Genomic DNA, 13,941 nt, shown 5'->3' on the forward strand with positions numbered 1-13,941 from the left:
GTCGGACCGGTCCCGGGCGCTGCCGCCCGGGACCGGCTCACAGCTCCTCGTCCAGCCCCTGCTCGATCGCGTACCGGACCAGCTCCACCCGGTTGTGCAACTGCAGCTTGCCCAGGGTGTTCTGCACGTGGTTCTGCACCGTCCGGTGCGACAGCACCAGCCGGTCGGCGATCTGCCGGTACGACAGGCCCTTGGCCACCAGCCGCAGCACCTCGGTCTCCCGGGTGGTCAGCTGCGGAACGGCCGGCGCCGACGCCGGGGCCGGCTCGGCGGCCAGTCGGCGGAACTCGCCGAGCACCAGCCCGGCCAGGCCCGGAGTGAACACCGCGTCGCCGACGGCCGTACGGCGCACCGCGTCCAGCAGTTCCTCCCGCCCGGCCGACTTCACCAGGTACCCGGTCGCGCCGGACTTCACCGCCTCCAGCACGTCCTGGTGCTCGCCGCTGGCCGACAGCACCAGCACCCGCACCGCCGGGTCGGCCGCGACCACCTGGCGGCACACCTCGGCGCCGGACAGGCCGGGCAAGTTGAGGTCCAGCACGACCACCTGCGGGGTGCAGGCCCGGGCGCGGCGCACCGCCTCCTCGCCGTCGCCCGCCGTGGCCACCACGTCCAGGCCCGCCTCGGCCAGGTCGCGGGAGACGGCGTCCCGCCACATCGGGTGATCGTCCACCACCATCACCCGCACCGGCCGGTCGGTCTCCGACTGATCGGTCATCGGCTGGTCGGTCATCGGCTGGTCGGTCATCAGGCGGCCTTCCTCGGAACGCGCAGTTCGACCTCGACGCCCTCCCCGGGCGCCGAGTACAGCTCGGCCGTGCCGCCGAGGTCCAGCACCCGGCCGCGGATCGACTGGGAGACGCCCAGCCGCCCGGCCCGCTCCGCCTCGCCGAGCCGGCCCGGGGCGAAGCCCGGACCGTCGTCGCGGATGCTGACCGTGACGGCCTCCGGCTCGTCCTCCACCAGGATCCAGGCCCGGGCCGACTCCCCGGCGTGCCGGCGGACGTTGTCCACGGCCGCGCCGACCGCCGCGGCCAGTTCGCGGGCCGCCGGACCGGGCAGCGGCACCGGGGTGCCGGGGGCGGAGAGCGTGATCCGCTCGCCGGCGTACGGGCGCAGCAGGGCGGTGAGGTCCTGCGGCCCGGCGGGGTCGGGCTCCTCGGCGCGGTCGGCCTCCGGCAGCCGCTGGGCCGGCAGCGGACCGCCGGTCATCAGCGCCCGCAGCGCCCGCTCCTGCTCACCGGCCAGCCGGCCCAGCTCGGCGAAGTCCGTACCGTTCCCGCTGCCGCCGCCCAGCTCCGCGCCCCGGCGCTGGACCAGCGCCAGCACCTGGAGCACGCCGTCGTGGATGTCCCGGGAGAGCCGCTCGCGCTCCCGGGTGGCGGCCTCGACCTGCAGCGCCCGGGTCAGGGTGGCCTCGCTCGCGCGGGCCAGCTCGATCACGTACCCGATCGCGCAGCCGGCCACCAGCAGCAGCACGATGTTGTGCACGTTGTCGCCGGTCGGGCCGCCGTGGCCGAGGATGTTGGCGGCCCCGATCACCGCGCCGGACGCCGCCGCCGGGCGCCAGCCGCCCTTGGCGGCGAAACCGAGCACCGTGCCGGCGGCCCAGATGGTCGGCAGGGTCGGCGCGCCGTGGCTGATCCGGGCCGGGGCGTCGGTCATCCCGCTCATCACGATGCCGGTCACGGCCAGCGACAGGTCGAAGCCGAGGACGTACCAGGTGCAGCGCTGCGGGTTGGAGAAGGCCCGGGTGCTGGCGAGCGTCCAGAGGATCAGCGCGCCGAAGTAGATCCAGCCCGCGACCGGGTGCAGGAAGTGCAGGTACGAGTTGAAGTACCGGAGCAGGGCGTAGCAGAGCGCCAGCATCCGGAAGTAGGAGATGGCCTTCCACAGCGGGAGCTCGACGGACATGCCGCCGGCCGCCACCGCGCCGCCCACCGCCGTGTCGGCCGTTCTCGCGCCCTCCGCCATGCCTCGGCCCCTCCCCTGGACCCGACCGGGTCGGTCAGGCCGACCCGGTGTCCTTCTGCTCCTGCTGGTCCCGCTTGTCCTGTTCGTCCTGCGACGCGGCCTGGTCGGCCTTCTCCGCCTCGGCCGCCTTCTCCGCCTCGGCCTTCTCCGCCTTGGCGGCGGCCCGGCGCTCGGCGTCGGCCTTCTTCTTCTCGTCGGCGATCTGCCGCTTGGCGGCGGTCGCGTAGATGTCCACGTACTCCTGGCCGGAGAGCCGCATGATCTCGTACATCACCTCGTCCGTCACCGAACGGAGGATGAAGCGGTCGTTCTCCATCCCGTGGTAGCGGGAGAAGTCCAGCGGGCGGCCGATCCGGATGCCGGGGCGGATGCCGAAGTTCGGGACCACCTGGCCGGGCGGCTGCACCTTCTCGGTGTCGATCATGGCCACCGGGATGACCGGGGCGCCGGTGGCCAGCGCGACCCGCGCCAGGCCGCCGACCTTGCCGCGGTACAGCTTGCCGTCGGGCGAGCGGGTGCCCTCCGGGTAGACGCCGAACAGCTCGCCGCGGTCCAGCACCGCGATGGCGCTGCGGATCGCGGCCTCGCCGGCACCGCGCACGCCCGAGCGGTCCACCGGCAGCTGGCCGACGCCCTTGAAGAAGGCGGCGGTCAACCGGCCCTTGAGGCCGGGGGTGTTGAAGTACTCGGCCTTCGCGATGAAGGTCACCCGACGCTTGATCAGCGCGGGGAAGAAGAACGAGTCCGAGAAGGAAAGGTGGTTGCTCGCGATGATCGCCGCACCTTCGGTGGGGATGTTCTCCTCACCCTCGATCCACGGCCGGAAGAAGATCCGAAGCAGTGGCGCGACGATCATCTTCATCAGTCGGTAGAACAACCCGGGCCTCCTGTTATGCGGACCGGTCGATCCTAATGCCCCGCGACCGTCGGCTGTGCCCGGCCCCGCCGTAGGGGGTGTACGGCCCGGCGCGGGGCGTGGGACGATGCGGATTCCCGCAGCTCCCCTCCCAGCGTCCCTCCCCCAGCGCCACCCGCCCGCGAAGGAGTCCGCCATGTCGCTGCTGCCCGGTGCCGAACCGTACCGCCACCACGGCGGCCCGGTCGGGGTGCTGCTGTGCCACGGCTTCACCGGGTCGCCGCAGTCGCTGCGCCCGTGGGCCGACGAGCTGGCGGCGGCCGGGTTCACCGTCTCGCTCCCGTTGCTGCCGGGGCACGGCACGCGTTGGCAGGACATGCAGGTCACCCGCTGGGAGGACTGGTACGCGGAGGTCGAACGCGAACTGCTGACCCTCGCCGAGGAGTGCGAGCAGGTCTTCGTCTGCGCGCTGTCGATGGGCGGCGCGCTGGCACTGCGACTGGCCGCGCTGCACGGCCCGACGGTGTCCGGGCTGGTGCTGGTCAACCCGTCGGTGCGCTCGGACAACCCCGCGGGGGTGCTGCTCCCGGTGCTCCGGCACCTCGTCCCGAGCATCCCCGGGATCGCGAACGACATCCGGAAGCCGGGCGCCCACGAGGTCGGCTACGACCGGACGCCGCTGCACGCCGCCTGGTCGCTGGGGCGGCTGTGGCAGGAGGTCCAGCGACGGCTGCCCGAGGTGACCCAGCCCGTGCTGCTGTTCCACAGCCCGCAGGACCACGTGGTCTCGCCGGCCAACTCGGAACTGGTGCTGGCCCGGATATCCTCGACCGACGTGACGGAGCGGCTGTGCCAGCGCAGCTTCCACGTCGCGACGCTGGACCACGACGCGGCGGAAATATTCGCGGCGAGCCTGGACTTCATCCGACGGCTGGCTCCCGCGCACGCGGCGGGCGCCGACAGGGCCGAATCCGACGATCACCATGGCTGAAGGGCCGGAAGTGCACGAGAGCAGCACTGCGGGCAGCGGGGACGACAAGCCCCGTGAGGACGGCGCGCGGACCGACGGGGCACGGACGGACGGGACGGCGCCGGACGCCACCGCCCGGGGGGACGCCGCCGAGGGGACACCGACCGTCCCCGGGAACGCCACCGTCCACGGGGACGGCACCGTCCAGAGCGGCCCGACGGCCTCCGGCCCGGGGCCCGACGGCGCCGCGCCGACCGCGCCGGCCACCGAGACCGCCCCCGCGGCGGACGCCCCGGCCCCCGTGGAGCCCCGCCCGCGCCGCAGCACCCCCGAACGCAGCCAGGCCGAGCAGGACGCGATCTTCGCCGCCCTGGTCGCCCAGTTCGACGACCCGGTCGACCTCACCAACCCCAACTGGCCGGACGTCGAGAACCTCCGGGCGCAGAACGAGCTCAAGGGCGGCTTCAAGGACGGCAGCGGCCCCGGGGCCGGCCGGAGCGGTCCGGACGACCTCGCCGACCTCGCCCCGCAGCCCCGCCCACGCGCGGCCGGCCCCGTGCTCCCGGCCGCGGGCCCGGGCCCGCGTGACTTCGAGCTGACCGAGGACCCCGACGAGGGCCACTACGTCCCGCCTGAGCCCCCGCCGCTGCCGCCCGCCGACACCACCGCCAAGTTCGCCTGGCTCGCGGTGCTCGGCGGCCCGGCCCTGCTGCTGATCGACGCCGTGGTGTGGCGGGAGATCTCCGGCTGGCCCGCCTGGGTCGGGGTCACCGCCTTCCTCGGCGGCTTCGTCACCCTGGTCGCCCGGATGAAGGACCGCGACGAGGACGAGCCCGAGGACCCGGACCACGGCGCCGTCGTCTAGGGCCTGCCCGGCGGGTCTTGCCAGACGCGCTCCGGGGTGTCCGGCAGCTCCAGCACGGCCAGCACCGGCAGGTGGTCGGTCGCGGCCCGCAGGTCGCCCTCGGTGACGCCAGGCAGCCCGTGCGGCACCCCGCAGCCGAGGACGGTGATCCCGGGCGTGGCGAACACGGCGTCGATCCGCTGGTAGGGGTTCTCCGGTACGGAGGTGAACTCGCCGCCCCAGGGCGCGGTCGGGTACCCGTCCCACATCCGCGAGGCCAGCAGCTGCCAGCCCGGCCCGTCCGGGTGTTCGTTGAAGTCCCCTGCCACGATGCCCTCTTCGGCGATCGTCAGCTGGTCGAGCAGCAGCTCGAACTGCCCGTACCGCTCCGCCGGGTCCAGGCTGAGGTGGCAGCTGGTGACGGTGAACGGCGCGGCGCCGGGCAGCCGCAGCAGGGCGGTGGCGAAGCCGCGCGCGTGCAAGCCGCGGGTCTTGGGCAGCAGCCGGTCGTGCACGCCCAGCACCTCCACCGCGCCGGGCCGGCCGAGCAGCAGCGGTCCGGCGGCGGTCCGGCCGCCCCCGGACAGGACGACCGTCCCGGTGGACCGGGCCAGCCAGGCGGCCTGGCCCTCGGGGCGCCAGTAGCGCGGCGACTCCTGGATGCAGACGAGGTCGGGCGCGCAGGCCCGGATCACCCGTGCGAGCGCCCGCCGGTCGTCGCGCAGCGAGCGGATGTTGTAGCTGAGCAGGCGCAGTCGGCGCGGGCCTGCGGGCGGCGGTTCGATGGGCGCGGCGGTCATCCGTGGTCCTCCCCTTCGCGGTGTCACCAAGGAGGACGCTAATGCGACGGCGACGGCGCGGCCGGGATTGGTCGGGGCCCGGTCACACCGCCGCCGGCGGGTCTTCAGCTCCCCCTGGGCCGCAGGACCGGCGCAGGGGGTGTCACCTTCAGGTGCGGGCGAGGTCCGCCGCGCCGACGATGCCGGCTGCGGAGCCCATGGAGGCGAGCACGACCTCGGCGCGGGGGCGGTGCACCCCGCCGGTCAGGTAGTGCTCGAAGGCCTTGGCGACCGGGTCGAGCAGCAGTCGGCCGGAGTCGGAGACGCCGCCGCCGAGGACGAACACGCCCGGGTCGAACAGCGCGGCGAGGTCGGCCATGCCGCGGCCCAGCCAGTCCGCCAGTTCGGCGTAGCACTCCAGGGCGAGCGGGTCGCCCGCCTCGGCCGCCTCGGTGATGTGGATGCCGCGGATGGTCTCGGCGACGCCGTCGTTGAGCTCCAGCATCCGCCGGCCGCGCACCGGGTCGGCCGCGGCCTTCTCCCGGCCGTAGCGGCGCAGCGCGCGCCCGGAGCCGTACTGCTCCCAGCAGCCCTTGCCGCCGCAGCCGCACTGCAGTCCGTCCGGGACCATGTTGAGGTGGCCGATCTCGCCGGCGACGCCGAAGCGGCCGCGGTGCAGCCGCCCGTCGAGCACGATGCCGCCGCCGATGCCGGTGCCGACGGTGATCAGCACCATGTCCTGGTGGTCGGCGGCCGCGCCGAAGCGGAACTCGGCCCAGGCGGCGCAGTTGGCGTCGTTCTCGACGACCGTGGTCAGACCGGTGAGTTCCTCGATCCGGCCGCGCAGCGGCTCGTTCTCCCAGTCGATGTTGGGCGCGAAGATCACCGTGGAGCGGTTGCTGTCGACGAAGCCGGGGGCGCCGACGCCGACGGCGGTGACGCCGGGGTGCTGCTCCTTGAGCTCGCGCACGGCCTGCGCGATGGCGTCGACCGCCCACTGGGGGTCGGCCGGGGTGGGGACCCGGGTCCGAGCCAGGATCGCACCCGCTTCGTCGACCACGCCTGCCGCGATCTTGGTTCCGCCGACATCGACGCCGATGGTCAGAGCCATGTGTCCCTCAGCTATTCACTCGTTCCCGCTGGACGGAACGGTACCGCCCAACCCAGCCCCCGTACACAGCCTCGCATACATTATCCGAAGACAATTTTGGGACAGCCGGGCCGCAATGCTTCAAAAGTCGTATCTAATCTCCATCTTCGTGACGTACGAGAGCAGTCCGATCACGCTGCGGAGGTTACGGATTCACTGCTTGGCGGACGGCCCGTCAGCCTCGCCGGAGCCCCCGGCCCGGCCGGGTGCGTCGAGGTCGATCTTCTCCACCGGCGCCCCCTCCCCCGAGGTCCAGCGCCGCTCGTGCCCGGCCACCGCGGAACGGTAGGCGGCCAGCAACTCGGCGCCGGCGGCGGCCAGCCCGGAGCCGGCCGCGGCGAGGTGGGCGTAGACCTCCGGCTGTTGGGTGCGCAGGCGGTCGGCCAGCCCGGAGAGGGTGATCAGGGTGGTGGCGCTGGTCTCCTGCGCCTTCTCGCCGACGGCGGTGGCGAGCCGGCGCACCTCGTCCACCAGCGGGCCCAGCTCCGGCCCGAACGGGTGGGACGGTCCGCCCCCCTGCTCGGTGCCGGGCTCGGTACGGTCGTCGGTGCTGGTCATCGCGGGCGCCTCCTCAGCCGTGGCCGCACCGCGCGGCCCTTCGGCCCGACGCTACCCGACCGGCCGTACCACCCGGAAAGGCCGGAAAGGCCGTCAGCCCTGCGGCCAGAGCGAAGGGTCGGGCGCGAACCGCACCGAGAGCACGCCCTCGTGCAGCCCCGCCCCGGCGACCGTGCAGCGGCGCAGCGCGGACGGCAGCGGCAGCACCCGGCGGTGGGCGCCGAGGCCGACCACCAGGTCGTCGCCCCGGCGGACCAGGTCCAGTCCGGCGCGGTCGGCGCCGGGCAGGTCGAGGTGCCAGACCAGCAGGCCCTCCTCGGCGAGCCGGTCCTCGACCGTCCAGGGCTGCGCTTCGAGCCGCTCGGGACCGGGCCCGTCCCCGTACAGCCGGTCGGCTACGGCTTCCAGGGTGCCCTCGGCCAGGCCGGTGACCAGCACCGGGGCGTCGGTTTCGGCGATGAGCCGGTCCAGCTCCTCCTGGCGGCGGCGGGCCAGCCCGGCCAGCCAGGGGTCGGGCGAGGCGAGGGCGGCGGGCGGCAGCGCGCCGTGCACCACGACGGCGTCCGGCCGATGCCCGTACAGCGCGAGCCCGGCCCGGATCCGACGCAGTTCCTCGTACGGGTGACCGTCGGCCGGGACGACCAGGCGCACGCTGGTGCCCGGGTCGCCGATCGCGGCGCGGGACTCGGCCAGGACCGCGGCGGCCCTGGTGCGCCCCTCGTACAGCCACTCGGCGGGCATCGGGACGCCGGCCAGCCCGGCCAGCAGCGGGCGCAGCGCCCGGGCGGCCTGCCGCTGCTCGGGGAGGATCCGCTCCAGGTAGCGGGCGAGCTGCTCGGGCAGGGCGAGGGTGGAGATCAGTTCGGCGGGTGGCGGGGCGAGCACCACCAGGACGTCCTGGTCGGCGGCGGGCAGGGCGCGCAGCAGGGCGAGCCGGGCGATGCCGGGGAGGGCGGTCAGCTCCTCGGGGTCGAGCTGTTCGGCGCCGAGCAGGTCGAGGGCGGGCTTGAGCCGGCCGGTGAGCTCGCCGACGGCGTAGCGGAAGGCGGCCTGCTCGTCGATCCGGGAGACCGTCAGGCCCGGCGCGTAGCCGAGCGGTACCGGCTCCAGGCGGGTGCCGAGCGCGGAGTCCAGGGCGCGGTGGGGGTCGTCGGCGGCCAGCAGCCAGGTGCGGTGGCCGCGCCGGGCGGCGTGCAGGGCGGTGGCGGCGGCCACGGCGGGCGCGCCCGCGTCGCCGCTGACCAGGATGGTGCGCGTCGCCGTCATGCCGTCATCCCCCGTTCCGCCGTGCCAGTACCGTCAGCCCTCGACGCGCTTCTTCAGACCGGCCAGCGCCCGGTCGATGATGACCTTCTCGGCCTTGCGCTTGATCATGCCGAGCATCGGGATCTTGACGTCCACGGCGAGCTGGTAGGTGACCTCGGTACGGCCGCCGGCCAGCGGGGCGAGGGTGTAGGAGCCGTCCAGCGAGCGGAGCATCTGGCTGCGGACGAGGGTCCAGCTGACCTCGCGGTCGCCGTCCCAGGTGTAGGCGAGGGTGTGCTCGTCGCGGATGGCGCCGGCGTCGAGCAGCAGCCGGACCTGGGCGGCGCGGCCGTCCTCGCCGGGTTCCAGGACCTCGATCTCCTTGACCTCGCCGGTCCAGGCCGGGTAGGCGGCGAAGTCGGCGATCACGGCCATGACCGTGGCCGGGGTCGCGTCGATGGTGATGCTCGACCTGGTGTGCTCCGCCATGGAATGGCCCTCCGCCTCGTCCCTCTGCCGCCTGCCGGTCCGGTCGGGGCGCGCTCGACCCGATCCGCCCGGAGCAGGCTATCGCGACCGGAGATCGACTCGGCCGCGCGGGCACCGGCGTCGGCGGGCGGGGCCTGCGGCGGCGGGCGGCGGGCGGGCGGCGGGGCATGCTACCGGCCGGTACCAGCGGGCTGCCGTAGGGTGCCAGTCGAACGACCCGGTCACGGCCTGGTCGGATCCGGCCGGGTGTGACACTTCGAACACCGGGGCCGACCCCCCTGGTCGAAGCTGCCTACCGGGCAGTAACGTCCTGCCGTCCCGCAGCGTCGCGAACGAGGAGCAGTCTTGCTCGACTTCAGCCTTCCGGCCCTCTATCAGGTACCGAGCGGCGGTAACCTCTCCGACCCTGTGCACCGGAACGCCGAGGAGCACCCGGACGTCGCGGTGCTCAGCCGGAAGGTGGACGGCCACTGGCAGGAGCTGACCTCGGTCCAGTTCCTCGCCGAGGTGCACGCCGCCGCGAAGGGCCTGATCGCCGCGGGCATCGAGCCCGGCGACCGGGTGGGCGTCATGTCCCGCACGCGGTACGAGTGGACGCTGCTGGACTTCGCGATCTGGACGGCCGGCGCGATCACCGTGCCGGTCTACGAGACCTCCTCCGCCGAGCAGGTCGAGTGGATCCTCGGCGACTCGGGCGCGGTCGCCGTCCTCACCGAGACCGACCAGCACGTCAAGGTGGTCGCCGACGTCCGTGACCGGCTGCCGGAGCTGAAGCACACCTGGCAGATCGACGGCGGCGCGCTCGCCGCGCTGGCCGAGGCCGGCCGGGACGTTCCGGACGCGACGGTCCGGCAGCGCCGCTCGATCGCCGGCCCCGACGACGTCGCCACCATCGTCTACACCTCGGGCACCACCGGCCGCCCCAAGGGCTGCCAGCTGACCCACGGCAACTTCCTCGCCGAGTGCGGCAACGTGGTCGAGCGCCTGGCCCCGCTGTTCCGCACCGGCGAAAGCTCCGTACTGCTCTTCCTGCCGCTGGCCCACGTGCTCGCCCGGATCGCCGAGATCGCCCCGGCTATGGCCCCGATCAAGCTCGGCCACGTCTCGGACATCAGGGACGTCACCGCCGAGCTGGCCTCCTTCAGGCCGACCCTGATCCTGGGCGTGCCCAGAGTGTTCGAGAAGGTCTACAACACCGCCCGCGCCAAGGCCCAGGCCGACGGCAAGGGCAAGATCTTCGACAAGGCCGCGGAGACCGCGATCGCCTACAGCCGGGCGCTGGACGCCGGGGGCGCGGGCCTGGTCCTGCGGCTCAAGCACGCTGTCTTCGACAAGCTGGTCTACAGCAAGCTGCGCGCCGCCCTCGGCGGCCGGGCCACCCACGCGATCTCCGGCGGCGCCCCGCTCGGCGAGCGCCTCGGCCACTTCTACCGGGGCATCGGCTTCACCGTCCTGGAGGGCTACGGCCTGACGGAGACCTGTGCGGCCACCGCCTTCAACCCGTGGGACAAGCCGAAGATCGGTACGGTCGGCCAGCCCGTCCCGGGCTCCTCCGTCCGGATCGCCGAGGACGGCGAGGTCTACTTCAAGGGCCCGCACGTCTTCACCGGCTACTGGAACAACCCGCAGGCCACCGCCGACACCCTCAAGGACGGCTGGATCGCCACCGGCGACCTCGGCTCGCTGGACTCCGAGGGCTACCTGACCATCACCGGCCGCAAGAAGGAGATCATCGTCACCGCGGGCGGCAAGAACGTCGCCCCGGCCGTGATCGAGGACCGGATCCGGGCCCACGCCCTGGTCGGCGAGGTCATGGTGGTCGGCGACCGCAAGCCCTTCATCGCCTGCCTGATCACCGTCGACCCGGACTTCTTCCCGAAGTGGAAGGAGCTCAACGGCAAGCCCGCCGCCGCCACCGTCGCCGAGCTGGCCGCCGACCCGGACCTGCTGGCCGCCCTCCAGGCCGCGGTGGACGACGGCAACGCGGCGGTCTCGCACGCCGAGGCGGTCAAGAAGTTCCGCCTGCTGGACACCGAGTTCTCCGAGGAGAGCGGCCACCTGACGCCCTCGCTCAAGCTCAAGCGCAACGTCGTGCTCAAGGACTACGCGGCCGAGATCGAGGCGCTGTACCAGAAGTAGGACCGTGCGCCGAAGGGCCCCGGGGCGTACCCCGGGGCCCTTCGGCGTGCTCGGCGTCAGCCCGCCAGCAGCGCGGTCAGCCGCCCGGCCAGCAGGTCCCAGCGCCAGGAGCGCTCCACCCAGCGCCGCCCGGCCTCGCCCATCCGCCGGCGCAGCTCCTCGTCCCGCAGCAGCCGGACGATCCGCTCCGCCGCCGCCGCGGCCGAGCCGCCCGGCACCACGTACCCGGTCTCGCCCTCCAGCACCGCGTCCGGCGCCCCGCCGGAGTCCCCCGCGACCACCGGCAGGCCGGTCGCCGAGGCCTCCAGGTAGACGATCCCCAGGCCCTCCACGTCCAGCCCGCCGCGCCTGGTCCGGCAAGGCATCGCGAAGACGTCCCCGGCGCCGTAGTGGGCGGGCAGCTCCTCCCAGGGCACCGAGCCGGTGAACCGCACCGAGGCCCGGACGCCCGTGGCGTCCGCGAGCTTCTCCAGGTCCGCCCGGTACGGGCCGCCGCCGACGATCAGCAGCACCGCGTCCGGCACGTCCGCCAGGATCTGCGGCATCGCCTCGATCAGGGTGTCCTGGCCCTTGCGCGGCACCAGTCGGGAGACGCAGACCACCACCGGCCGGTCCGCCAGCCCCAGCCGCCGGCGCACCTCGGCGCCGCCGGAACCGGGGTGGAAGGTCGTCTCGTCCACACCCGGCGGCAGCTGCACCATCCGGGCCGCGGCCTGCGGTCCGACCGCGGCGGCGATCCGCGAGCGGGTGTACTCGCCCAGGTAGGTCAGCACGTCGGTGCCCGCGCCGATCCGCCGCAGCAGCTGCCGGGAGCCCGGCAGCTGGGCCCAGGCGGCCTCGTGCCCGTGGGTCATGCCGAGCAGCCGCCCAGCCCCGGCCCGGCGCAGCGTCGGCGCCATCAGGCCGAGCGGGGCGGCGGCGCCGAACCAGACCGAGTCGCACTTCTCCGCGCGCAGGATCTCGGCGGCCCGCCGGGTGACCCGGGGTGTGGGAACCATCACCTTCGTGCGGTCCCGGATCACCGGGAACGGCTGCTCGGCGTCGAAGGCCCGCACCTCGGTGCCGTCCCGCCAGGTCGAGGCGTACACCACGACGCTCCCGGCGGGCTGACGGACGGCCATGTTGTGCACGAAGGCCTGGATGCCCCCCGGACGGGGCGGGAAGTCATTGGTGACGATCAAGGTTCTGTGCATCAGGCCACGGCTCGCTCGGTCGGGGGGTGCTCGGTGTACCGCTGGGTGATCCGTACGATAGGTCAACACCATGACCCGCCGGGAACGGATCCGCCCACGGCAACCGTTTGCCCACCGGGTCAGTCCTAGTACCTAGGCCGCGGACACGGCGGCCCGGGCGTCCGTCAGTACGACGCCTCCGGTGAGGACGTCGAGACGAACGAGGGAGCGCAGTGGAGTTGGCCCCGGCCACCGAGTCCGGTTCTTCACGCGGCCGCCTCGGCCGCCCGCTCGGGGCGCTCGCCGCCCTCGGGGCGACCTGGGTGGCCACCCGCACCGTTCTGGTGCTGCTGGTGACCGGCGTGCTGAAGTCGCCCGGCGGCGACGTCACCGCGGACGTCTGGATGATCTACCACGCCTGGTACGGCGTGCTGCAGACCGGCACCTTCCCGTTCGACGACGTCACCTGGCAGTACCCGCCGGGTGCCGCCCTGGTCATCCTGCTGCCGGGTCTGCTGCCCTGGTCGTACCTGACCTCGTTCTGGGTGATCTGCGGGATCGCCGACGCCGCCGCGGCCGCGCTGCTGATCCGCACCGGGCTGCGCAAGGGCCGGACGCTGACCGGCGCCTGGCTGTGGGTCGTCGCGGTGCCGCTGCTCGGCCCGATGATCTACAACCGCTTCGACCTCCTGGTCACCGCGCTCGCCCTGGCCGGCCTGCTCGCGCTGATCCGCCGCCCGGCGATCGGCGGCCTGCTGCTGGGCCTGGGCGGCATCGTCAAGGTCTGGCCACTGCTCGGCCTGATCGGCACCCCGTCCGGCCGACGCACCCGCCGCTCCTGGACGCTGGCCGCGGCCACCGCCGTCTCGGTGGGCTTCCTGCTCGCGGCCGGGATGAACGGCGCCTTCGGCTTCCTGGCCTTCCAGGGGGCCCGCGGCATCGAGGTCGAGTCGGTCGGCGCGCTGCCGCTGCACCTGGCCCGGCTGGCCGGCGGCTGGGACGGCAAGGTCACCATGAACTACGGCTCCCCCGAGATGCTCGGGCCGTGGGTCAGCGTGATCAGCAAGGTGATGATGGCCGGCACCGTGCTGGGCTTCCTCTGGCTGTTGCTGTGGCGCTTCACCGCCCGCCGCCGCAACGCCGCCACCATGTACGACGCGGCGCTGTGCGCGCTGCTGATCTTCGTGGTGACCAGCCGGGTGATCAGCCCGCAGTACCTGGTCTGGCTGGTCGGCGTCGCCGCGGTCTGCCTGACCGTGCGCGGCACCAGCCAGCGGCCGGTGGCCCTGCTGATCCTGCTGGCCTGCCCGCTCACCCTGCTCGAGTTCCCGACGATGTTCACCCAGGTCCTCAACAGCGAGCCACTCGCGGTCACCGTACTGGGCCTGCGCAACCTGCTGCTGCTGACCGCCACCGTGCTCGCCTGCGTCCGGCTCTGGCGCTCCACCCGCGCCCCGGCCCCGCTGCCGCCCACCGTGGTGCTCGCCGAGCCCCCCGCCCTGCCGCCCGCCTCCGCCTACCCGGTGCGCCCGGGCATCGCGTACGAGCAGGACCTCCTGGACGGCATCGACCAGCCGGCGGGCGCGCGGCCCTCCAACGGCCGTTAGGGCGTCTCTGACGATTCCCGCCGGGCGCGCGCCGTCGGAGCGCGCGCCAGGACAGCCCCTAACCCCAATGCCGGTGACTTAGGTTGTGGCGGCTCTGCTGGTGATCGTGATGACGGCCGGGAGCGGTGGTGGCCAGTCGCGGTGTTGGGCGCGTTTGA

Annotated in this window: 13 protein-coding genes; 4 read left to right on the forward strand and 9 right to left on the reverse strand. The window is 73.9% G+C overall.

Features of this window, described 5'->3' with window-relative positions; translation table 11 throughout:
• Positions 1–37: 37 nt before the first annotated feature.
• From ACZ7BZ_RS35090 to ACZ7BZ_RS35100, 3 genes are read right to left on the reverse strand one after another with little or no spacing between them, the layout of a single operon-like run.
• The gene (locus tag ACZ7BZ_RS35090; protein WP_465747407.1) at positions 38–748 is read right to left on the reverse strand and encodes a response regulator; all 711 of its coding nucleotides are present in this window, start codon (positions 746–748) and stop codon (positions 38–40) included.
• Positions 748–1,974 carry a MacS family sensor histidine kinase gene (macS, locus tag ACZ7BZ_RS35095; protein ID WP_470361883.1) on the reverse strand — a complete coding sequence of 409 codons (1,227 nt, stop codon included), beginning with the start codon at positions 1,972–1,974 and terminating at the stop codon, positions 748–750. Before macS ends, ACZ7BZ_RS35090 begins: the two co-directional genes overlap by 1 nt.
• A 34-nt stretch (positions 1,975–2,008) precedes the next feature.
• Positions 2,009–2,851: a lysophospholipid acyltransferase family protein gene (locus ACZ7BZ_RS35100; protein ID WP_470361884.1), complete on the reverse strand. Its 843-nt coding sequence runs from the start codon at positions 2,849–2,851 to the stop codon at positions 2,009–2,011.
• A 175-nt stretch (positions 2,852–3,026) separates the two neighbouring features.
• On the opposite strand from ACZ7BZ_RS35100, the gene ACZ7BZ_RS35105 reads away from it, so the two are divergent.
• Both ACZ7BZ_RS35105 and ACZ7BZ_RS35110 read left to right on the forward strand, forming a co-directional pair.
• Positions 3,027–3,821 carry an alpha/beta hydrolase gene (locus ACZ7BZ_RS35105; protein ID WP_380458850.1) on the forward strand — a complete coding sequence of 265 codons (795 nt, stop codon included), beginning with the start codon at positions 3,027–3,029 and terminating at the stop codon, positions 3,819–3,821.
• Positions 3,814–4,665, forward strand: coding sequence for a hypothetical protein (locus ACZ7BZ_RS35110; protein WP_470361885.1), 852 nt, complete (start codon positions 3,814–3,816; stop codon positions 4,663–4,665). Before ACZ7BZ_RS35105 ends, ACZ7BZ_RS35110 begins: the two co-directional genes overlap by 8 nt.
• Here ACZ7BZ_RS35110 and ACZ7BZ_RS35115 read toward each other — a convergent pair.
• The 5 genes from ACZ7BZ_RS35115 to ACZ7BZ_RS35135 form a co-directional block, all read right to left on the reverse strand.
• On the reverse strand, positions 4,662–5,444 hold the full coding sequence (locus tag ACZ7BZ_RS35115; RefSeq protein WP_470361886.1) for an endonuclease/exonuclease/phosphatase family protein: 783 nt from the start codon (positions 5,442–5,444) through the stop codon (positions 4,662–4,664). The genes ACZ7BZ_RS35110 and ACZ7BZ_RS35115 overlap by 4 nt on opposite strands.
• Before the next feature lie 148 nt (positions 5,445–5,592).
• Entirely contained in the window at positions 5,593–6,534 is a 942-nt protein-coding gene (locus ACZ7BZ_RS35120) for an ROK family glucokinase (RefSeq protein ID WP_465747395.1), read from the reverse strand.
• A 192-nt stretch (positions 6,535–6,726) separates the two neighbouring features.
• Complete coding sequence (locus ACZ7BZ_RS35125; protein WP_470361887.1) at positions 6,727–7,131, reverse strand: DUF5304 family protein; 405 nt, start codon at positions 7,129–7,131, stop codon at positions 6,727–6,729.
• 93 nt (positions 7,132–7,224) lie between these two features.
• Positions 7,225–8,397 (reverse strand): ArsA family ATPase, encoded by a 1,173-nt coding sequence (locus ACZ7BZ_RS35130; RefSeq protein ID WP_470361888.1) that lies wholly within the window; start codon positions 8,395–8,397, stop codon positions 7,225–7,227.
• 33 nt (positions 8,398–8,430) lie between these two features.
• Complete coding sequence (locus ACZ7BZ_RS35135; protein WP_380458862.1) at positions 8,431–8,865, reverse strand: SRPBCC family protein; 435 nt, start codon at positions 8,863–8,865, stop codon at positions 8,431–8,433.
• Positions 8,866–9,210: 345 nt separating this feature from the next.
• Here ACZ7BZ_RS35135 and ACZ7BZ_RS35140 point away from each other — a divergent pair, with 345 nt between their 5' ends.
• Entirely contained in the window at positions 9,211–11,004 is a 1,794-nt protein-coding gene (locus tag ACZ7BZ_RS35140; RefSeq protein WP_470361889.1) for an AMP-dependent synthetase/ligase, read from the forward strand.
• Positions 11,005–11,060: 56 nt separating this feature from the next.
• Here ACZ7BZ_RS35140 and ACZ7BZ_RS35145 read toward each other — a convergent pair whose 3' ends face one another.
• Positions 11,061–12,197: a glycosyltransferase family 4 protein gene (locus tag ACZ7BZ_RS35145; protein WP_470361890.1), complete on the reverse strand. Its 1,137-nt coding sequence runs from the start codon at positions 12,195–12,197 to the stop codon at positions 11,061–11,063.
• 212 nt (positions 12,198–12,409) lie between these two features.
• On the opposite strand from ACZ7BZ_RS35145, the gene ACZ7BZ_RS35150 reads away from it, so the two are divergent.
• On the forward strand, positions 12,410–13,783 hold the full coding sequence (locus ACZ7BZ_RS35150; RefSeq protein ID WP_380458868.1) for a glycosyltransferase 87 family protein: 1,374 nt from the start codon (positions 12,410–12,412) through the stop codon (positions 13,781–13,783).
• The last annotated feature ends 158 nt before the right edge of the window (positions 13,784–13,941 follow it).

It is taken from the genome of Kitasatospora sp. NPDC036934, assembly GCF_055608425.1.

What these genes read in the sequence shown, in the direction of transcription:
- ACZ7BZ_RS35090 (WP_465747407.1), bottom strand. Translation starts at nt 748, where the DNA reads ATGACCGACCAGCCGATGACCGACCAGCCGATGACCGATCAGTCGGAG.
- macS (WP_470361883.1), bottom strand. Translation starts at nt 1,974, where the DNA reads ATGGCGGAGGGCGCGAGAACGGCCGACACGGCGGTGGGCGGCGCGGTG.
- ACZ7BZ_RS35105 (WP_380458850.1), top strand. Translation starts at nt 3,027, where the DNA reads ATGTCGCTGCTGCCCGGTGCCGAACCGTACCGCCACCACGGCGGCCCG.
- ACZ7BZ_RS35110 (WP_470361885.1), top strand. Translation starts at nt 3,814, where the DNA reads ATGGCTGAAGGGCCGGAAGTGCACGAGAGCAGCACTGCGGGCAGCGGG.
- ACZ7BZ_RS35115 (WP_470361886.1), bottom strand. Translation starts at nt 5,444, where the DNA reads ATGACCGCCGCGCCCATCGAACCGCCGCCCGCAGGCCCGCGCCGACTG.
- ACZ7BZ_RS35120 (WP_465747395.1), bottom strand. Translation starts at nt 6,534, where the DNA reads ATGGCTCTGACCATCGGCGTCGATGTCGGCGGAACCAAGATCGCGGCA.
- ACZ7BZ_RS35125 (WP_470361887.1), bottom strand. Translation starts at nt 7,131, where the DNA reads ATGACCAGCACCGACGACCGTACCGAGCCCGGCACCGAGCAGGGGGGC.
- ACZ7BZ_RS35130 (WP_470361888.1), bottom strand. Translation starts at nt 8,397, where the DNA reads ATGACGGCGACGCGCACCATCCTGGTCAGCGGCGACGCGGGCGCGCCC.
- ACZ7BZ_RS35135 (WP_380458862.1), bottom strand. Translation starts at nt 8,865, where the DNA reads ATGGCGGAGCACACCAGGTCGAGCATCACCATCGACGCGACCCCGGCC.
- ACZ7BZ_RS35145 (WP_470361890.1), bottom strand. Translation starts at nt 12,197, where the DNA reads ATGCACAGAACCTTGATCGTCACCAATGACTTCCCGCCCCGTCCGGGG.